Source organism: Pseudomonas sp. PB106, assembly GCF_009764645.1.
Taxonomy (GTDB): domain Bacteria; phylum Pseudomonadota; class Gammaproteobacteria; order Pseudomonadales; family Pseudomonadaceae; genus Aquipseudomonas.
The window spans coordinates 20913-40091 of record NZ_RWIM01000151.1 but is presented as its reverse complement, the minus strand read 5'-3'; the positions used below and the strand labels follow the sequence as shown (position 1 = coordinate 40091).

19 protein-coding genes are annotated in these 19179 nt (G+C 59.5%); 10 read left to right on the top strand and 9 right to left on the bottom strand.

The window, feature by feature from the left end:
- Nucleotides 1–18: 18 nt before the first annotated feature.
- Nucleotides 19–2340, top strand: a complete 2322-nt coding sequence (locus EJA71_RS19995; protein ID WP_158959319.1) for a response regulator — start codon at nt 19–21, stop codon at nt 2338–2340.
- Here EJA71_RS19995 and EJA71_RS19990 read toward each other — a convergent pair.
- From EJA71_RS19990 to msrB, 3 genes are all read right to left on the bottom strand, one after another.
- Nucleotides 2324–2785, bottom strand: coding sequence for a MarR family winged helix-turn-helix transcriptional regulator (locus EJA71_RS19990; protein ID WP_158959318.1), 462 nt, complete (start codon nt 2783–2785; stop codon nt 2324–2326). The two genes, EJA71_RS19995 and EJA71_RS19990, sit on opposite strands and share 17 nt — an antisense overlap.
- Nucleotides 2782–3267: a glutathione peroxidase gene (locus EJA71_RS19985; protein ID WP_158959317.1), complete on the bottom strand. Its 486-nt coding sequence runs from the start codon at nt 3265–3267 to the stop codon at nt 2782–2784. Before EJA71_RS19985 ends, EJA71_RS19990 begins: the two co-directional genes overlap by 4 nt.
- Nucleotides 3268–3376: 109 nt before the next feature.
- Nucleotides 3377–3772, bottom strand: coding sequence for a peptide-methionine (R)-S-oxide reductase MsrB (gene msrB / locus EJA71_RS19980; RefSeq protein WP_158959316.1), 396 nt, complete (start codon nt 3770–3772; stop codon nt 3377–3379).
- Nucleotides 3773–3998: 226 nt separating this feature from the next.
- On the opposite strand from msrB, the gene EJA71_RS19975 reads away from it, so the two are divergent.
- Together EJA71_RS19975 and htpX are read left to right on the top strand one after the other, a co-directional pair.
- Nucleotides 3999–5210 carry a pyridoxal phosphate-dependent aminotransferase gene (locus EJA71_RS19975; protein WP_008079895.1) on the top strand — a complete coding sequence of 404 codons (1212 nt, stop codon included), beginning with the start codon at nt 3999–4001 and terminating at the stop codon, nt 5208–5210.
- A gap of 303 nt (nt 5211–5513) precedes the next feature.
- On the top strand, nt 5514–6401 hold the full coding sequence (htpX, locus tag EJA71_RS19970; RefSeq protein WP_007908619.1) for a protease HtpX: 888 nt from the start codon (nt 5514–5516) through the stop codon (nt 6399–6401).
- Between the two features lie 200 nt (nt 6402–6601).
- Here the strand turns inward: htpX and EJA71_RS19965 are convergent, their stop codons facing one another.
- Nucleotides 6602–7249 carry a thiopurine S-methyltransferase gene (locus EJA71_RS19965; protein WP_158959315.1) on the bottom strand — a complete coding sequence of 216 codons (648 nt, stop codon included), beginning with the start codon at nt 7247–7249 and terminating at the stop codon, nt 6602–6604.
- Between the two features lie 102 nt (nt 7250–7351).
- On the opposite strand from EJA71_RS19965, the gene EJA71_RS19960 reads away from it, so the two are divergent.
- A complete protein-coding gene (locus EJA71_RS19960) occupies nt 7352–8119 on the top strand; it encodes a class III extradiol ring-cleavage dioxygenase (protein WP_158959314.1) in 768 nt (255 codons plus the stop codon).
- 158 nt (nt 8120–8277) lie between these two features.
- On the opposite strand, the gene EJA71_RS19955 is transcribed toward EJA71_RS19960, so the two are convergent.
- Nucleotides 8278–9951, bottom strand: coding sequence for a DEAD/DEAH box helicase (locus tag EJA71_RS19955; protein ID WP_008088238.1), 1674 nt, complete (start codon nt 9949–9951; stop codon nt 8278–8280).
- Between the two features lie 424 nt (nt 9952–10375).
- Between EJA71_RS19955 and EJA71_RS19950 the strand changes: the two genes are divergently transcribed.
- Complete coding sequence (locus EJA71_RS19950) at nt 10376–11167, top strand: crotonase/enoyl-CoA hydratase family protein (protein WP_158959313.1); 792 nt, start codon at nt 10376–10378, stop codon at nt 11165–11167.
- A 132-nt stretch (nt 11168–11299) separates the two neighbouring features.
- Here the strand turns inward: EJA71_RS19950 and EJA71_RS19945 are convergent, their stop codons facing one another.
- On the bottom strand, nt 11300–12055 hold the full coding sequence (locus EJA71_RS19945) for a spermidine synthase (protein ID WP_158959312.1): 756 nt from the start codon (nt 12053–12055) through the stop codon (nt 11300–11302).
- Nucleotides 12056–12205: 150 nt separating this feature from the next.
- Here EJA71_RS19945 and EJA71_RS19940 point away from each other — a divergent pair, with 150 nt between their 5' ends.
- The gene (locus EJA71_RS19940) at nt 12206–13552 is read left to right on the top strand and encodes a class II 3-deoxy-7-phosphoheptulonate synthase (RefSeq protein WP_158959311.1); all 1347 of its coding nucleotides are present in this window, start codon (nt 12206–12208) and stop codon (nt 13550–13552) included.
- Nucleotides 13553–13651: 99 nt separating this feature from the next.
- Here the strand turns inward: EJA71_RS19940 and EJA71_RS19935 are convergent, their stop codons facing one another.
- Together EJA71_RS19935 and EJA71_RS19930 are read right to left on the bottom strand one after the other, a co-directional pair.
- Nucleotides 13652–14881, bottom strand: coding sequence for a winged helix-turn-helix domain-containing protein (locus EJA71_RS19935; RefSeq protein ID WP_158959310.1), 1230 nt, complete (start codon nt 14879–14881; stop codon nt 13652–13654).
- Nucleotides 14882–14945: 64 nt separating this feature from the next.
- Nucleotides 14946–15161, bottom strand: a complete 216-nt coding sequence (locus EJA71_RS19930) for a DUF1127 domain-containing protein (RefSeq protein ID WP_122592284.1) — start codon at nt 15159–15161, stop codon at nt 14946–14948.
- A 96-nt stretch (nt 15162–15257) separates the two neighbouring features.
- On the opposite strand from EJA71_RS19930, the gene EJA71_RS19925 reads away from it, so the two are divergent.
- The gene (locus EJA71_RS19925) at nt 15258–16112 is read left to right on the top strand and encodes a LysR substrate-binding domain-containing protein (RefSeq protein WP_178113728.1); all 855 of its coding nucleotides are present in this window, start codon (nt 15258–15260) and stop codon (nt 16110–16112) included.
- Here EJA71_RS19925 and EJA71_RS19920 read toward each other — a convergent pair.
- Nucleotides 16102–16851: a sulfite exporter TauE/SafE family protein gene (locus tag EJA71_RS19920; protein WP_178113726.1), complete on the bottom strand. Its 750-nt coding sequence runs from the start codon at nt 16849–16851 to the stop codon at nt 16102–16104. The genes EJA71_RS19925 and EJA71_RS19920 overlap by 11 nt on opposite strands.
- Nucleotides 16852–16959: 108 nt before the next feature.
- Between EJA71_RS19920 and EJA71_RS19915 the strand changes: the two genes are divergently transcribed.
- The 3 genes from EJA71_RS19915 (at nt 16960) to EJA71_RS19905 (ending at nt 19106) form a co-directional block, all read left to right on the top strand.
- Nucleotides 16960–17916 carry a LysR family transcriptional regulator gene (locus tag EJA71_RS19915; RefSeq protein WP_158959307.1) on the top strand — a complete coding sequence of 319 codons (957 nt, stop codon included), beginning with the start codon at nt 16960–16962 and terminating at the stop codon, nt 17914–17916.
- A 72-nt stretch (nt 17917–17988) separates the two neighbouring features.
- The gene (locus EJA71_RS19910; protein ID WP_178113727.1) at nt 17989–18444 is read left to right on the top strand and encodes a MarR family winged helix-turn-helix transcriptional regulator; all 456 of its coding nucleotides are present in this window, start codon (nt 17989–17991) and stop codon (nt 18442–18444) included.
- 242 nt (nt 18445–18686) lie between these two features.
- Nucleotides 18687–19106, top strand: a complete 420-nt coding sequence (locus EJA71_RS19905) for an organic hydroperoxide resistance protein (protein ID WP_008079954.1) — start codon at nt 18687–18689, stop codon at nt 19104–19106.
- Nucleotides 19107–19179 lie beyond the last annotated feature (73 nt).

Sequence of the window (19179 nt, the reverse complement as noted above, 5' to 3'; positions counted from 1 at the left end):
GAAGTGGTTCAACACCCCATGGATATCAAATTCACCCACCGGCTGTCGTACAAGCAAGCCAGGCTTACTGTGCTGGTCGGGTTCATTCTGGGCACGCTGCTCAGCCTGCTGCAGATCGGCATCGATTATGCCAGTGAAGACGCCTCCATCAACCGTGAAATCCTGTCTTTGCTGGAAATCAGCCACAATCCGGCATCACGCATCGCCTACAACATCGACGCAGAACTGGCCCAGGAGCTCACCTTGGGCCTGCTGCGCTCGCCGGCGATCATCGCCGCGCAACTGACCGACAACAACAATACCGTGCTGGCCAGCGTGAAACGGCCGGAACTGCAAAGCGGCTATCGGGTGATCAGCGACTTTCTGTTCGGTGCCAAACGTCAGTTCGAAGACCGCCTCTATCTGGATCACTTGCCCAACGAATCCCTGGGTGTGTTGCGCCTCGAGGTCGACACCTATGCATTCGGCAGCCGTTTTCTGCGCCGGGCCGAGGTGACCTTGCTCAATGGTTTCGCCCGCAGCCTGATCCTCACTGGCCTGCTGCTGGCGCTGTTCTACGTGATGCTGACCAAACCGCTGGTGCGGGTGATCCGTGAACTCAGTGGGCGCGACCCGCGCAGTGCCGAGCCAACCACCCTGGAATGTCCCGCCGGACACGGCAACGATGAAATTGGCGTGCTGGTCAAAGTCGCCAATCAGCAGTTCGAAAACATCGCCACCGAAATCCAGCAACGGCGCAACGCAGAAAACCGCTTGACCGACTACCTCAGCCAACTTGAAAACATCGTCTCGGCGCGTACCGCCGAGCTCAAGGCGATCAACACCCGGCTCAGCCAGTCCAACGAGGAACTCGAAGTCGCCCGCAGCACCGCGCTGGAAATGGCCGAAGCACGTTCGGCGTTCCTCGCCAACATGAGCCATGAAATCCGCACACCGCTCAACGGCCTGCTGGGGATGATCGCGCTGTCGCTGGATGGTCCGCTGAATGCCGAACAACAGCAGCAGCTGTCGATTGCCCACGACTCGGGCAAGGTGTTGGTGGAGTTGCTCAACGATATTCTCGACCTGTCGAAATTCGATGCAGGGCAGCTGGAGCTTGAGCACATTCCGTTCGACCTCGGCTCGTTGATCGAAGACACGGCCAATCTGCTCTCGCAGAATGCCGCGCCGAGCGTCGAGCTGACCTGCCTGATCGACCCGCACTTCCCGGCGCTGGTGCTGGGTGACCCGACCCGGGTTCGGCAAATTGTCAGCAACCTGCTGTCGAACGCGTTGAAATTCACCCGCTTCGGTCGGGTCGATGTGCGCTTGTCGACCTATAAGGATGGCGTGCGTATCGAAGTTTGCGACACCGGCATTGGCATCGCGCAGGATGCGCAGGTAAAAATCTTCCAGCCCTTCACTCAGGCGGGAGCCGGTATCACCCGCCAGTACGGTGGCACCGGATTGGGCCTGGCGCTGACTTACAACCTTTGCGAAGCGATGCAAGGACGCCTGACCATCAGCTCCGAAAGCGGGTTCGGCAGCCAGTTCTGCGCCGAACTGCCACTGCCCTGCCATACCCGTGCGCTCACGGCGGCACCACTGAATGGCAAGGTGCTCGCCATCACCCCGGCCAGCAGCGGACTGGCGGAGCTGTTGCAAAGTTTGTTGCCCGCATGGGGGGTGGCCTATGAGCAACGCACCATTGACGACTCACTGCTGGGGCTGACGCCAGACGTGGTCATCACCGATTGCCCGGAGTGTCTGTTCGGCCTGCGTCCGACGCTGGCAGCGCCGATTCTGTTGGTCACTGCTTATGGCAGTTTCTTGCCGAGCGAAGAAGCCGCCGCCCTCGCGCCTCTGCAACAACAGGCCCGGCCGCTGGCACGGAATGCGCTGTATCAGAATCTGCGCCGAACCCTGCAACCGGACATTGCCAACACCGATGATGCGCGCCCGCAGGCTTCACCTTCGGTGCGACGCGGGCGAGTGCTGCTGGTCGAGGACAATCCGGTCAATCAACTGGTGGCCAAAGGCATGCTCGGCAAACTCGGCTGCGAGGTGGTGGTTGCCGCTCACGGTGCCGAGGCGCTGGATCAACTGGAGTATCACGAATTCGATCTGGTGCTGATGGATTGCAACATGCCGGTCATGGATGGCTACGAGGCCAGTCGGCAGATTCGCCAGAGCGGGCGCTGGCCAAACCTGCCGATTGTCGCCTTGACCGCCAACGCCATGTCCGAGGAACGCGAACGTTGTCGCGCGGCGGGCATGAGCGACTATCTGGCCAAGCCGTTCCGCCGTGAAGAACTCGCCGCGCTGCTCGATCAGTGGGTGCCGACTACGACAACGCCTTGATCTGGCCCAACAGGTGATCGAGGCCATCGCGCAAATCATTGAGTCGATTCAGATCCACGCCACTGTCGCAGAGTAACCGGGCCTTCAATGGCCCGACCTGCTCACGCAGTGCCTGCCCCGTGGCAGTGAGGCTTAGGTGCACTTCACGCTCATCACGCGCCGAACGCTGACGCTGCACCAACTGCAACTGTTCCAGACGCTTGAGCAGCGGCGTCAACGTACCGGAATCGAGCGCCAGCCGTTCACCCAACGCCTTGACTGTCGGCTGCTCCGGCGCCACGTCCCGCCATTCCCACAGCACCAGCATCGCCAGATACTGCGGATACGTCAGGCCGAGCTGGTCGAGCATCGGCTTGTAAGCGCGTATCACCGCCCGGGATGCGGCATACAGCTTGAAGCACAACTGGCTGTCGAGCTTCAGCGAATCAACGGGCAGTTGGTTCATTTGAGCAGAGCTTCGATCTCGCGGCTCAGGTCCTGCGGCTTGGTGGCCGGGGCGAAGCGCTTGACCAACTGGCCGTCCTTGCCGATCAGGAATTTGGTGAAATTCCACTTGATGCCCTGGGAACCGAGCACGCCTGGAGCTCGCTTCTTCAGTTGCACGAACAGCGGATGCGCGCCGGCGCCGTTGACCTCGATCTTCTTGAACAGCGGAAAACTGACGCCGAAGTTCAGCTCGCAGAACTCACTGATTGCGCCTTCGTTGCCCGGCTCCTGCTTGCCAAACTGGTTGCACGGAAAACCCAGCACGACCAGACCTTGATCCTTGTAGGTCTGCCACAGCTCTTCGAGGCCTTTGTATTGCGGGGTAAAGCCGCATTTGCTCGCGGTGTTGACCACCAGAACTGCCTTGCCGGCGAAATCGGCCAGGGTCTTTTGCTCACCTTTGATGGTGGTGCACGGAATATCCAGCAGGTTGTCGCTCATGGTTCAGGGCTCCGTAGAGAGTCGGGAAAGGCCAAACATAGCGAGCAATTAAATTGCGTGCAATTTAATTGTCGAAAAACAAGGCGACCCGAAGGTCGCCTTCAGCGGTTTATTCGCGTGGCTCGAGATTCAGGCACACCGAGTTGATGCAATACCGCAGGCCGGTTGGCGGCGGGCCGTCCGGGAACACGTGGCCCAGATGCGCGTCGCAGCGTGCGCACTTCACTTCGGTGCGGATCATGCCGTGCGTGGTATCACGGAGTTCGGTCATGGCACTTTCGCCGATCGGCTCATAAAAGCTCGGCCAGCCACAGCCGGAGTCGAATTTGGCTTTGGAGTCGAACAATGCTTCGTTGCAGCAAACACAGTGATAAACACCGTCGGTTTTGGTGTCGTTGTATTTGCCGGAGAACGGTCGCTCGGTGGCACTGAGGCGGCAAACCTCGTACTGCTGCGGATCGAGCATGGCTTTCCATTCTTCCAGGGTTTTTTCCAACTTTTCCATCATCACACCTCTGCGGCTGAAAAAGCCCGATCTGTACCTTTTCCACGGATCGGGCGGCACGTATGATTGCGCCTCATTGGATGCCAGTCTGGCAGCCGCGTTACATGCACTCAAACGGATTTTTTGCAGCGTGACGTTCCGGCACCCGGTTGGCATGCAAACGCAGGAATCCCAGTACGGTAGTTCATACAGCGTCTGGATCGTTCATTTTCGGGATCACATCGCCATGCAGTTCAGCAAATCGAACAAGCTCGCCAACGTCTGCTATGACATTCGCGGCCCGGTGCTCAAGCACGCCAAACGACTGGAAGAGGAAGGCCAGCGCATCCTCAAGCTGAACATCGGCAACCCGGCGCCGTTTGGTTTCGAGGCGCCGGAAGAAATTCTTCAGGATGTGATCCGCAACCTGCCGACCGCGCAAGGCTACAGCGACTCCAAAGGCCTGTTCAGTGCGCGCAAAGCGGTCATGCAGTATTACCAGCAGAAAAACGTTGAAGGTGTCGGCATTGAAGACATCTACCTGGGTAACGGCGTGTCCGAGCTGATCGTGATGTCGTTGCAGGCGCTGCTCAACAACGGCGACGAAGTGCTGGTGCCGGCCCCGGACTATCCGCTGTGGACCGCTGCCGTCAGCCTCGCTGGTGGTAACGCCGTGCACTATCTGTGCGACGAAGGCGCCGACTGGTTCCCGGACCTGGCCGACATCAAGGCCAAGATCACCCCGAACACCAAAGCCATGGTGATCATCAACCCGAACAACCCGACCGGCGCGGTGTATTCGAAGGAAGTGTTGCTGGGCATGCTGGAAATTGCCCGAGCGCACAACCTCGTAGTGTTCTCCGACGAGATCTACGACAAGATCCTGTACGACGACGCCGTGCACATCTGCACTGCTTCGCTGGCGCCGGACCTGCTGTGCCTGACCTTCAACGGCCTGTCGAAGTCGTACCGCGTGGCCGGTTTCCGCTCTGGCTGGATCGCCATCTCCGGGCCGAAGCACAACGCGCAGAGCTACATCGAAGGCATCGACATGCTGGCCAACATGCGTCTGTGCGCCAACGTGCCGAGTCAGCATGCGATCCAGACCGCACTGGGTGGCTATCAGAGCATCAATGACCTGGTGCTGCCGCAGGGCCGCCTGCTCGAACAGCGCAACCGCACCTGGGAGCTGCTCAACGACATTCCAGGCGTGAGCTGCGTCAAACCGATGGGCGCGTTGTACGCCTTCCCGCGGATTGACCCGAAGGTCTGCCCAATCCACAACGACGAGAAATTCGTTCTCGACCTGCTGCTTTCCGAAAAGCTGCTGGTGGTGCAAGGCACCGCCTTCAACTGGCCTTGGCCGGATCACTTCCGCGTCGTCACCCTGCCCCGCGTCGATGATCTGGAAATGGCCATCGGTCGTATCGGCAACTTCCTCAAGTCCTACCGCCAGTAACTGGCCAGCAGTGCGCAACACCTCTGAGTTGCGCACTGTCTGATTCAGCAACACTTCTGCATCGCGCCTCTGCGCACGCCTTCTACACTTGCGATTCGTACCGTTTACCTGCGTCTGACGTAATGGCGACGGGATGCGGCTGGTCGTCATCCCTGTCGGTATCTGCCGTGGGAAACGGACTGCGCACCAAAGAATCCGCTGTAGGACACAGTTTGAAATAGTCACTCAGTTGAATAGCCCGGTGCGGCACCTTATATACCCCGCAGTACGCTACATCTTTAGCTTGAGGAGATTTCTACAACCATGATGCGCATCCTGCTGTTTTTGGCCACTAACCTGGCGGTCGTGCTGATAGCCAGCATCACCCTGAGCCTGTTTGGCTTCAACGGGTTCATGGCGGCCAACGGGGTCGATCTCGACCTTAGTCAGCTGCTGGTTTTCTGTGCAGTCTTTGGTTTCGCCGGCTCGCTGTTCTCGCTGTTCATCTCCAAGTGGATGGCGAAGATGAGCACCGGTACCCAGATCATCAGCCAGCCACGTACTCGTCATGAGCAATGGCTGCTGCAAACGGTCGAGCAACTGTCCCGTGAAGCCGGGATCAAGATGCCCGAGGTCGGTATTTTCCCGGCCTACGAGGCCAACGCGTTCGCCACTGGCTGGAACAAGAACGATGCGCTGGTCGCGGTCAGTCAGGGCCTGCTGGAGCGTTTTTCGCCTGATGAAGTGAAAGCCGTGCTGGCCCACGAAATCGGTCACGTTGCCAACGGCGACATGGTTACGCTGGCGCTGATTCAGGGCGTGGTGAACACCTTCGTGATGTTCTTCGCACGGATTATCGGCAACTTCGTTGACAAAGTGATCTTCAAAAACGAAGAAGGCCAGGGCATCGCCTATTACGTGGCAACCATCTTCGCCGAACTGGTACTGGGCATTCTCGCCAGTGCGATCGTCATGTGGTTCTCGCGCAAACGCGAATTCCGCGCCGACGAAGCCGGTGCACGCCTGGCCGGCACCAGCGCGATGATCGGTGCGCTGCAACGTCTGCGCGCCGAACAGGGTCTGCCGGTGCACATGCCGGACACCCTGAACGCCTTTGGCATCAACGGTGGCATCAAGCAGGGCTTTGCCCGCATGTTCATGAGCCACCCGCCGCTGGAAGAGCGTATCGACGCGCTGCGTCGTCGCGGTTGATCTGACCGGTGACAATGAAAAGGCCCGCAGTGATGCGGGCCTTTTTTATTGCATCTGAATTAGTTGGCTGCTCCTGATGACCCTATCGCTGGCGAGCCAGCTCCCACACTAGTCTGTGGTGTATTGAAAATCGAGAGAACACAACAGAACCCTGTGGGAGCTGGCTTGCCAGCGATGAGGCCAACACTATCGGCACAGAACTATCGGGATGAAACGCGGTAAACCCGCTCTTCCAACCGAGTAACGCCCGCTTGCAAGAACTTCCCGCTTTCCCCGAGCACATCCTGCTCTTCCAGCACCTGCAACGCCCAGCCATCCCCCATCAATCGCTGCACCTCAGCATCCCCCACCGCAAACGGCGGCCCCGAGATCTGCGCCTGATCGTAATCCAGCGTAATCAACAGCCCCTGCACAACCTGCGGCAATATCTGTTGAAGATGCGCCGCATAGCGCTCGCGCATCGCCGGCGGCAAGGCAATCAACGCTGCCCGGTCATACAGCGCCGTACAGTCGGCCACATCGCCGGCAGTCAGCGCGAAGAAGTCCCCACACCACAATTCGATGGATTCGCTGTGATAGACCTTGAATGCGCCCTTCTCGCTGATCAGCGGCTGAATCTGCTGCTCGCTGAAGAAATCCTCGATAGCCTTTTCGGACAGCTCAATTCCCAATACCTGATGACCGCGCCCGACCAGCCAAGCCAGATCCAGACTTTTCCCACACAGAGGCACGAGCACTCGCGCCGTTGCCGGCACCGCCCAGTGTCGCTGCAAATACGGATTGACGTCCGCCAAGTGAAAACCGATCTGCCCCGAATCCCACTTCTTGTGCCAAAACTCAGGCTGCATGCCTCACTCCCAAAAAATCGATCAAAAAGCGCTAAAACTTATATTAGATTTCGATCGATGAACTGACCGAAGATGAATCATCTTAACGCTCAGGAACCCATCATGTTTCCCAGCCTGTTTATTTCCCATGGCTCACCCATGCTTGCACTGGAACCCGGGGCCAGTGGCCCGGCGCTGGCGCGGCTGGCAGCCGAACTACCGAAACCCAAAGCCATCGTGATCGTCTCCGCCCATTGGGAGAGCCACGAACTGCTGGTCAGCAGCAACGCGCAACCGGAAACCTGGCACGACTTCGGCGGTTTTCCGCGTGCATTGTTTGAAGTCCAGTACCCGGCGCCAGGCGATCCGCAGCTGGCTGCCGAGGTGGCTGATCTGCTGAGCGCCAGTAACCTGCCTGCGCGCCTCGACCCGCAACGACCGTTTGATCATGGTGTTTGGGTGCCGTTGTCGTTGATGTATCCGCAAGCGGATATTCCGGTGGTGCAAGTCTCTCTGCCAAGTCGTGGCGGCCCAGCACTGCAAACCCGGGTCGGTCAGGCGCTGCAGAGTTTGCGCGATCAGGGCATTTTGCTGATCGGCTCCGGCAGCATCACCCACAACCTGCGCGAACTGGACTGGCACGCCGGGCCGGAAAGTGTCGAGCCTTGGGCAAGGGACTTCCGTGACTGGGTGATCGACAAGCTCGCAGCCGATGACGAGGCGGCGCTGCATGATTATCGCCAACAGGCGCCGAATGCGCTGCGCAGTCATCCGAGCGATGAGCATTTGTTGCCGCTGTATTTTGCGCGGGGTGCAGGAGGTGCATTCAGCGTGGCGCACAAGGGATTCACCATGGGGGCATTGGGCATGGATATTTATCGCTTCGGTTAAAAGCAAAAGATCGCAGCCTTCGGCAGTTCCTACAGGGAAATGCTTTCCAATCTAGGAGCTGCCGAAGGCTGCGATCTTTTGATCCTGAAAAACAGGCAAAAAAAATCCCCGAACCAGTCGGGGATTTTTTATGTGCGATCAATCAGCCCAAGGGCGGATCAATCTTCGCGGTAGCGACGCAGTTTCAGCTGCTTACCGGCAACGCGAGTGTCCTTCAGTTTGGTCAGGAGTTTGTCCAGACCATCTTCCGGCAGCTCGACGAGGCTGAAGCTGTCACGTACCTGGATGCGACCGATCGCTTCACGGGCCAGACCGCCTTCGTTGAGGATGGCGCCCAGCAGGTTTTTCGCAGCGATACCGTCACGTGCGCCCAGCGCGGTGCGGCAACGAGCACGGCCTTCGCCCAGAGGCATTGGCGCGCGACGCTCGCGGTCACCACGATCAGGACGATCACCGGTACGCTCAGGACGGTCGCCACGCGGTGCGTTGTTCGGCACCAGTGGACGTTCCTTCTCGATCGCTGCCAGGTTCAGCGCTTGACCGTTGGTGGCTTTGCGCAGCAGCGCAGCGGCCAGAGCACGCGGGGTGCAACCGATGTCAGCGGTCAGACGATCGAGCAGCTCACCGTGAGTCGATTCGGCATCAGCGACCAGCGGCGACAAGCTGTTAGTCAGTTTCTTGATGCGCGCATCGAGAACAGCCTGAGCATCCGGCAGGCGGACTTCAGCGACTTTCTGACCGGTTACACGCTCGATCACTTGCAGCATGCGGCGCTCACGAGGAGTCACCAGCAGCAGTGCACGACCTTCGCGACCGGCACGGCCGGTACGGCCGATACGGTGAACGTAGGATTCCGGGTCGTACGGCATGTCAACGTTGAACACGTGAGTGATGCGCGGAACGTCCAGACCACGAGCAGCAACGTCGGTCGCGACAACGATGTCCAGACGGCCATCTTTCAGCGAGTCGATGACGCGCTCACGCTGGTTCTGGGCGATGTCGCCGTTCAACGCTGCAGCTTTGTAGCCTTTGGCGTCAAGGGCGCTGGCCAGATCCAGGGTCGCTTGCTTGGTGCGCACGAACATGATCAGAGCGTCGAAATCTTCCACTTCCAGCAAGCTGAGAACGGCCGAAGTCTTCTGGTCAGCGTGAACCAACAGGTGAGCCTGTTCGATCGCGGTAACGGTCTGGGTCTTGGTCTGGATCTTCACGTGTTGCGGATCGCGCAGGTGGCGTTCGGCAATGGCGCGGATCGACTGCGGCAGGGTAGCCGAGAACAAAACGGTCTGACGGGTCGCTGGCAGAGCCTTGAAGATGACTTCCAGGTCATCCATGAAGCCCAGCTTCAACATTTCGTCAGCTTCGTCGAGAACCAGGTGATTCACGGTCGACAGGACTTTTTCGTCACGACGCAGGTGGTCGCACAGACGGCCCGGAGTGGCGACAACGATCTGTGCGCCATTACGGATTGCTTTCAGCTGTGGGCCCATCGGCGCGCCGCCGTAAACGGCCACAACGGTAACGCCCGGCATTTGCTTGGCGTAAGTTTCAAAAGCGGTTGCTACTTGCAGCGCCAACTCACGAGTTGGCGCCAGGATCAGGGCTTGCGGTTCGCGCTTGGCAGGATCGATGCGGTGCAGAATAGGCAGTGCGAACGCGGCGGTTTTACCGGTACCGGTTTGCGCCTGACCAATCATGTCCTGGCCGGCCATGATGATCGGGATCGATTGCTGCTGAATCGCCGAAGGCTCTTCGTAGCCGGTCGCTGCGACGGCTGCAAGAATATTCGGATTAAGATTAAAAGCGGCGAATCCGCCGGTTTCCTGGGTCATGGGTCTGCCTCTAAGTGCATCCGCAAAGACCCATGCTCCAAAGCTGCGCATGCCGTGTTGAGACTCAAGAGTCGCCCTGGCAGCTTTGTCGGCGGGGATTTGCGAAAACGAATGAATGAAAAAAAAGAATCGTCCGGGAAGAGCCCGCAATGCGGACGTGCAGCCGAAGCTGACTTCGGGGAATTGCGCTACCTAAACGCGGCCCGGTTAAAGGCCGGCGCGCACTATACCGGATTTTGCCCGAAAAGGGAGCTTTTTTTATCGTCTGAATGCGTGTGTCACCGCTGTGTAACGGGGTTTTGCGGATAATCGCGCCAAGGTCTATTTTTCAAAGGCCCGGCCCTGCGGGCGATGACGCTTAAACGATTCACCGACATGCGGCATACCGTCGCTGCAACCGCCCTTCCCGCTCGAGGATTTTGCCATGAATCAGCCCTGCTCCGGCCGCGTCAGCCGTGAACGCCGTGGTCACGTCCATTTGATTGGCCTGGACCGAGCGGCCAAGCGCAATGCGTTCGACCTTGACCTGCTCAATGACCTGAGCCTGGCCTACGGTGAGTTCGAGGCCGACAAAGAAGCGCGGGTGGCGGTGGTGTTCGGTCATGGCGAACACTTTACCGCCGGTCTGGATCTGGTGAATGCCAGCTCGGCACTGGCCGAAGGCTGGCAGGTACCGACCGGTGGTTGCGATCCGTGGGGTGTTTTCGTCGGGCCACGTGTGAGCAAACCGGTGATTGTCGCTGCCCAAGGTTACTGCCTGACCATCGGCATCGAGTTGATGCTGGCCGCTGATATAAACCTGTGCGCGAGCAATACCCGTTTCGCGCAAATGGAAGTGCAGCGTGGGATCTTTCCTTTTGGCGGCGCGACTTTGCGCTTTCATCAGATGGCGGGTTGGGGCAATGCGATGCGCTGGTTGCTGACCGGCGATGAGTTTGATGCGCACGATGCGTTGCATCTTGGATTGGTGCAGGAAGTGATGGCCAGTGAAGACCTGTTGCCGAGGGCGATTGAGTTGGCTGACCGGATAGCCCGGCAGGCGCCACTCGGCGTGCAAGCGACGTTGATGTCGGCGCGGCAGGCGCTATATGAAGGTGAGACAGCGGCGGCGCAGGGGTTGCCGGCGCTGGTGAAGAAGTTGCTGGCGAGTGAGGATGCCCAGGAGGGAGTGCGCTCGCTGGTGGAGCGGCGGCCTGGAATCTTTAAGGGGATCTGATAATTATGGCGCCTGTCAGAGCGCCATCGCTGGCAAGCCAGCTCCCACAGTGACCGAGTCGTTCACTCATTTTGCATACGGCGCGAACCCTGTGGGAGCTGGCTTGCCAGCGAAGGGGCCGTCAACGACGACTCAGGTCGCCGGGCGAATCGCGTTGATCAACGACTGCAACGAATACCCCAACCGCGGCGCCAGGGCTTCGGCCCGTGCGGTCAGTGCCTGTATGTCCAGTGCCTGATCGAGATCCGCCGGGACAATCAGGATCACATTGCCCTCCTTCACCGGCAGCTCCCAGTAATGGCGGTGATAGAGCCCGCGCAGTAACGCCGCGCCCAACGGCTTGCCGTCATCGGTCGCCCACTGGTTGATCACCAGCCAGCCGCGCGGATTCAAGCGTTTCTGGCAGTCGCCGAGAAAACTCCAGGCCAGATGCCCGACGCCCGGACCGACATCGGTGTACAGGTCGACGAAAATCAGATCCGCAGGCTCAGCGCTCGGCAACAACTCCAGCGCATCGCCGACGCGAATGTACAAACGCGGATCATCATCCAGGCCCAAGTACTCGATGGCCAGACGCGGCACGTCCGGGCGCAGTTCGATGGCCTCTACATCTTCCAGCGGCAGAAACTTGAGGCAGGCTTGCGTCAGCGTACCGGCGCCGAGCCCCAGAAACAGCGCGCTCTCCGGCTGCTCATGGCACAACGCGCCGATCAGCATCGCACGGGTGTAGTCATATTCCAGCCAGCTCGGGTCAGCGGTGAACACGCAGCTCTGCTCGATCGCATCGCCGAATTCGAGAAACCGGTAGTCAGCCACTTCCAGCACGCGAATCACGCCGAACTCGTCCTGTACTTCGGCGAGCAGATGCTCGACGCGCTCCTCAGTCATTTCGTCTCCTGATGGTCACCGGGCGCGGTGACGCGATGGCACCGCTGTGGCGCCGTGGCAAAGCGGCGATTGTCGGTGATGGGGCGGGAGCAGGTCACGCACTAATTGCTGCTAACATGGCCTTCCGTGCGTAGAACCTTAGAGACCGTGATGAGCCAACCCTGGAGTCCTGATAGCTGGCGCGCCCTGCCGATCCAGCAACAACCGCAATACCCCGACGCTGCGCACCTGCGCCAGGTCGAGCAAACCCTGGCCAGTTACCCGCCGCTGGTGTTTGCCGGCGAAGCGCGCGAACTGCGTCGGCAGTTTGCCGAGGTCACGCAGGGCCGGGCGTTCTTGCTTCAGGGTGGCGATTGCGCGGAAAGCTTCGCCGAATTCTCCGCAGCGAAAATTCGCGACACTTTTAAAGTGTTGCTGCAAATGGCAATCGTCATGACCTTCGCCGCCGGTTGCCCGGTGGTCAAGGTCGGGCGCATGGCCGGCCAGTTCGCCAAGCCGCGTTCGGCCAATGACGAAACCATCGATGGCGTGACACTGCCGGCTTATCGCGGCGACATCGTCAACGGCATCGGCTTCGACGAAAAGAGCCGCGTGCCGGATCCGGAACGTCTGCTGCAGTCCTATCATCAGTCCACCGCGACGCTGAACCTGCTGCGCGCCTTTGCTCAGGGCGGTTTTGCCGACCTGCATCAGGTGCACAAATGGAACCTTGATTTCATCGCCAACTCGGCGCTGGCCGAGAAGTACAGCCACCTCGCCGACCGCATCGATGAAACCCTGGCGTTCATGCGCGCCTGCGGCATGGACAGCTCGCCGCAATTGCGCGAGACCAGTTTCTTCACCGCCCACGAAGCGTTGCTGCTGAACTACGAAGAAGCCTTCGTGCGCCGCGACAGCCTGACCAACGATTACTACGATTGCTCGGCGCACATGCTGTGGATCGGCGACCGCACCCGTCAGCTCGACGGCGCGCACGTTGAATTTCTCCGTGGCGTGAACAACCCGATCGGCGTCAAGGTCGGCCCGAGCATGAATCCCGACGACCTGATTCGCCTGATCGACGTGCTCAACCCGGACAACGATCCTGGGCGCCTCAACCTGATCGCACGGATGGGCGCGAACAAGGTCGGTGATCACCTGCCCGCGCTGATCCGCGCGGTACAGTGTGAAGGCAAGCAAGTGCTGTGGAGCTCCGACCCGATGCACGGCAACACCATCAAGGCCAGCAGCGGCTACAAGACCCGCGATTTCGCGCAGATTCTTGGTGAAGTTAAACAGTTCTTCCAAGTGCATGAGGCGGAAGGGACTTATGCCGGCGGCATTCACATCGAGATGACCGGGCAGAATGTCACCGAGTGCATCGGTGGCGCGCGGCCGATCACTGAAGACGGCTTGTCGGATCGCTATCACACCCACTGTGATCCACGGATGAATGCTGATCAGTCGCTGGAGTTGGCGTTCCTCATCGCTGAAACACTCAAACAAGTTCGCCGCTAAACCGCCTCGCCGCCGCCCCTGTAGGAGCGGCCGAAGGCTGCGATCTTTTGATGTTGTTTTTTAAGATCAAGATCAAAAGATCGCAGCCTTCGGCAGCTCCTACAGGGGGTCGTCGATTTTGGCCAATGCCACCCGCAACCGCCCTGCACTCGCGCGCTGGCAATTGAGCTGCACCCGCTCAAGCCCCAACCAATCCGCCATCCGCTGCAGATTCAGCGCCAGCGCCAGCATTCCCTCCTCATCCAACCCGACCTCCTCTTCGTGCACTGCATGCACCGCCAACCGCCCTGACGCGCGCTCGGCACGCAGATCAACTCGCGCGGCAACCCGCTCATTGTGCAAAAACGGCAACACGTAATAGCCGTAAACCCGCTTGTCCTGCGGCGTGTAAATCTCCAACCGATAGCGGAAATCGAACAAGCGCTCGGTGCGGCTGCGCTCCCAGATCAATGAATCGAAGGGCGACAACAGCGCACTGGCGACAACCTTGCGCGGGACTTTCGGCTCCGGCAGGCAATAGGCGATCTGCCGCCAACAGGCGACTTCGCACATCTGCAACTGCCCCGCCTCAACCAATTCCGCCAGACGTGGACGCGCATCCGCCGGGTTCAGGCGGAAGTAATCGCGCAGGTCTTTCTCAGTGCCGACGCCCAATGCCTGCGCCGCATGCAACAGCAAACCACGCTGGGCCTCGGCCTCATCGGGCAACGCTTGCTGCAGAATGGACGAAGGAATCACCCGCTCCGGCAAATCATACAAACGCTCAAACCCACGCCGTCCCGCTACCGTCACTTCACCGGCGGCGAACAACCACTCCAGCGCGTGCTTTTCCGCGCTCCAGTCCCACCATGGCCCGGCCTTGTCTTCACGGGTCGACAGACTGCCCGCACCGACGGCGCCCTGTTCTTGAACCGAGTTCAAAACCCGGCGAACAACGTCCTGCTGTTCACGGCCAAACTTTGCCAGTTGTTGATAAATATCCTCGCCGCGTTTAGCCCGCTGCATGCGCCACCCCATCAATGGGTACATCGACAGCGGCAGCAACGATGCTTCGTGGCCCCAATATTCAAACAACGAACGACGCCGCCCCGAACTCCAGGCAGCCTGGTCGAGCAAGTCAGAGGAATAGGAACCGAGACGGGAAAACAGCGGCAGGTAGTGCGAGCGCACCACGGCGTTGACGGAGTCGATTTGCAGCAGGCCCAGCCGTTCGATCAGCCGGTTGATGTGGGCGGCCTTGACGTTCGGCGGCTGGCGCCCGTTGAACCCTTGAGCTGCCAGCGCCAGACGTCGCGCCTGTTTAAGGGAAAAGGATACTGTTGCGGGCATGAGCATCTCCTTGTCTGCTCGCAACCTACCTCACCTGAAGTTGGTTTGTGTAGCGTAGCGCCCATCATTTATGCATCGGATCGTCCCAGAACGGCCGCACGGCTTCGTGTTCAACATCGGCACGACTGACCCCGATGTCTTTCAACGCTTCGTCGCTCAGACTGGCCAGCAACTCGCGTTCGCGGTGAAGTTCGTACCAGCGGCTAAACTTGTGCAGCAGATCGGAAACGATATGGCCGCTGTATTTTTCTTCGCTTGCATACTCTCTTTGACCTTTCATCGTGTTGCCCTCCTTGTGGATGGCTCAAGTCTCGCGCCGGCGCTAAGATCAATCCAACGAATGTTTCTGATGGCATGCATCACGGAGATTCATCAATTGTCCGCCTACCCCAGTATCGATACCGATGTCCTGCGCACCTTCGTGGCGATTGCCGATCAGGGCGGTTTCACCCGCGCCGGCGAAATGGTCAACCGCACGCAATCAGCGGTGAGCATGCAGATGAAGCGTCTGGAAGAGGACGTGTTGCAGCGCCAGTTGTTCGAGCGTGATGGACGTCAGGTGCGCCTCACAGCTGAGGGCCAGGTGCTGCTCGGTTACGCCCGACGCATCCTCAAGCTGCACAGCGAAGTGTTCAACACGCTGCGCGAGCCGCACATGGTCGGCACCGTGCGCATCGGTACGCCGGATGACTACGTGATGCGTTTTCTGCCGGGAATCCTGTCGCGGTTTGCGCAGTTCTATCCGCTGATCCAGATCGAGGTGCATTGCGAGTCGACCAAACAACTGTTGCAGCGCACCGATCTGGACTTGTCGATCGTCACCCGCGAACCGGGCAACGAGATCGGCCAACTGCTGCGCAAGGAGCGTTTCGTCTGGGCCGAGGCGCAGAATTTCAGCGCCCATGAACAAACGCCGCTGCCGCTGGCGATGTTCAACAGTGATTGTTTCTGCCGATTGTGGGCGTGCAATGCGCTGGACGCGATGGGCCGCGATTACCGCATCGCCTATAACAGCACCAGTTTGTCGGCGCTGATGGCCGTGGTCAGCGCGGGTCTGGCGATCACCGCGCAACTGGAAAGCCTGATCACCCCGGACATGCGCATTCTCGGCGCCGACCAAGACCTGCCGTTGCTGCCGGAAGCCAGCATCATGCTGGTGCGCAACCTCAATCATCCGTCGCCGATCACCGAGTGCCTGGCCGAGCACATCGTCGAAGGTTTTAAACTTTAAACGCGAGCATCACCGCACACAGCACCAGAAAACCGCAGAACAGCCCGCGCAGGATTTTTTCCGGCATGGCGTGGGCGACTTTCACGCCCCAACTGATGCTGGCCAGACCCCCGATGGCCAGCGGCAGGCCGATCATCCAGTCCACTTCGTGATGCACCGCATACGTCACCAGCGTCACCCCGGTGCTCGGCAAGGCCAGCGCCAGCGACAAGCCCTGAGCGACCACCTGCGTGGTGCCGAACAGGCTGGTCAACACCGGCGTTGCGACCACCGCCCCGCCGACACCGAACAGCCCGCCCATGGTGCCGGACGCCGCGCCGAGCACACCGAGCCATGGCCACGAATAGCGCATCTCCGACGTCGCGGCGGGTTGCCGGCCAAACATCTTCAACAGGTTGTAGACCGACAGCACCACGAGGAAAGCGACGAAGCCGATACGCATGGTTTGCGCGTCGATGCCGACGGCCCAGATCGAGCCGATCCAGGCAAAGCAGAATCCCATCAGCGCCAATGGCAATGCGTGACGCAACTCAATGCGGTTGCGTTGGTGGTAGCGCCACAACGCCAACATCACGTTGGGCACGACCATGACCAGCGCCGTGCCCTGAGCGATCTGTTGATCCAGCCCGAACCACACGCCGAGCAGTGGAATGGCGATCAGTCCACCGCCGATACCGAAGATGCCGCCGAGTGTGCCGAGGGCAGCGCCGAACAGCAGGTACAGCAAAAACTCCATCACAGCCAAATTCCTCTCACGTCAGACTATTCATCCTACGCAGTCGCGGCTGGCGGGGAAACGCATAGCAACGCACAATGGCTGTGCTGATTTCGCACAGGCATTGCGTTCATGAATCCCAATCAACTCACCGACCAGCTCGGACTGTTTCTCGATGTGCTGGAAAGCGGCAGTTTTTCCGCCGCTTCGCGCCGCCATCCGCTGACACCCTCGGCAGTGGCGCGACGAATCGACAACCTGGAAAGCGCCGTCGGCAGCCAGTTATTCATCCGCACGACTCACGCCGTTCGCGCCACTCCTGCCGGTCTGGCATTTGCCGACCGCGCACGGCGAATCGTTGCCGAGTTGCAACTGGCTCGCGCCGAAGCGGTGTCCCTGAGCAGCGCACCCGAGGGCTTGATTCGCATTGATGCGCCAGCGGCGTTTGGGCGGCGACATCTGGCGCCGGTGATTGCCGACTTTCTGGTCTTATATCCCGGGCTCGACGTGCAACTGCACTTGATCGACAGCTTCGTCGATATGGCCGGTTCAAACCTGGGCAAAGTCGATCTGGTTCTGCGTGCCGGGCAAATGGCCGATACGCGATTGGTCGCCACACCATTGGCAAGTATGGTGCGCATCGCATGCGCCAGCCCCGATTATCTCAAGCGGCGAGGCATCCCGAGTCATCCTGCGCAGTTGAATGAGCATGACGGCCTGGACTGGGAAGGCCTCGCCCCGCCCTTCGCCTGGCGATTCGAACTGGACGGACAGTTGCAATTGCACCGTCCGGCACGGATTCGCATGAGCGCCAACAACGCCGAGGCGCTGGTCTGCGGTGCTTTGGCCGGATTGGGGATCGCGCATCTACCGACCTGGCTGGCCAGCGAATATTTGCTGCGCGGGGAACTGCTGCCGTTGTTTTGCGAAAACGGCCTGCCGAAACCCGAGTCCACTGGCATTTACGCCCTGCGAATGGAGCAGCAGACCAACTCACGTAGCCGCCTGTTGCTGGAATATCTCAAGACGCGCTTCAGCCCTGTGCCGCCGTGGGATCTGGCGCTGCAGCGGGACTTGGGTCGCCACTAGTGCCGGAGAATTATCTGGCGCATTAAAGATTCGGGCGCTAGATTCATGACCATCACCGATCAAGGCTTTGACATGACTTCCGAACGCGACACCTGCGACGACCTGCTACTGGATAACCAGGCCTGCTTCGCCCTGCACTCCACCTCGCTGATGATGACCAAAGTCTACAAACCACTGCTGCAAGCGCTGGGCCTGACCTACCCGCAATATCTGGCGATGATGGTGTTGTGGGAGAAGGATGGTTTGACGGTGGGAGAAATCAGCACAAAATTGCTCACCGATCCGGGGTCGCTGACGCCGCTGCTTAAACGGCTGGAAGGTGAAGGCTTATTGAGCCGTACGCGTAGCCGGGACGATGAGCGGGTCGTCATCGTCGAACTGACTGCCAAGGGGCGTGAGCTCAAAGAGAGAGCCCAAACCGTTCCGCAATGCATTCTCGGCGCCAGCGGTTTCTCCATCGAACGCCTGCAAAACCTGCAGACAGAACTACAAGCACTGCGCAGTAACCTCCAACAAACCCTCACCTGACTGCACCCTCTCCCCCTGTAGGAGCTGCAGCACGCTGCGATCTTTGGACCTTGGTTTTTAAGATCAAAAGATCGCAGCGTGCCGCAGCTCCTACAAGTGTTTAAGCGAATCTTCGCCAATCAACGCGAATTATTCTTTAAAATTTATATTGCGCGCAAAATATTCATGCGATACATTCATTTCGCACTTACTTAGCGCGCAAACAATTAGCGCAACACATCACACCCTACGAGGCTCACACCATGCAAACTCTCTACACTGCAATCGCCACTTCCACCGGCGGCCGTGATGGTCGTGCGATCTCCAGCGACAACATCCTCGACGTCAAACTCGCCACCCCGAAAGAACTCGGTGGCGCTGGCGGCGCGGCGACCAACCCTGAGCAGCTGTTCGCAGCCGGTTACTCGGCCTGCTTCATCGGCGCGCTGAAATTCGTTGCCAGCCAGACTCAACGCAAAATCCCCGACAATGCCTCGATCACCGCCCACGTCGGCATTGGTCAAATCCCTGGCGGCTTTGGTCTGGACATCGATCTGCACATCAGCCTGCCTGGCCTGGAACAAGCCGACGCGCAATCGCTGGTCGACGCCGCTCACCAGGTTTGCCCGTACTCCAACGCCACCCGTGGCAATGTTGATGTACGTCTGCACGTTACCGTTTGAAGCCATACGCAAATCGCAGGCACAAAAAAGCCCGACTCAATGGTCGGGCTTTTTCTTTCCGCAAAAAGCAGTG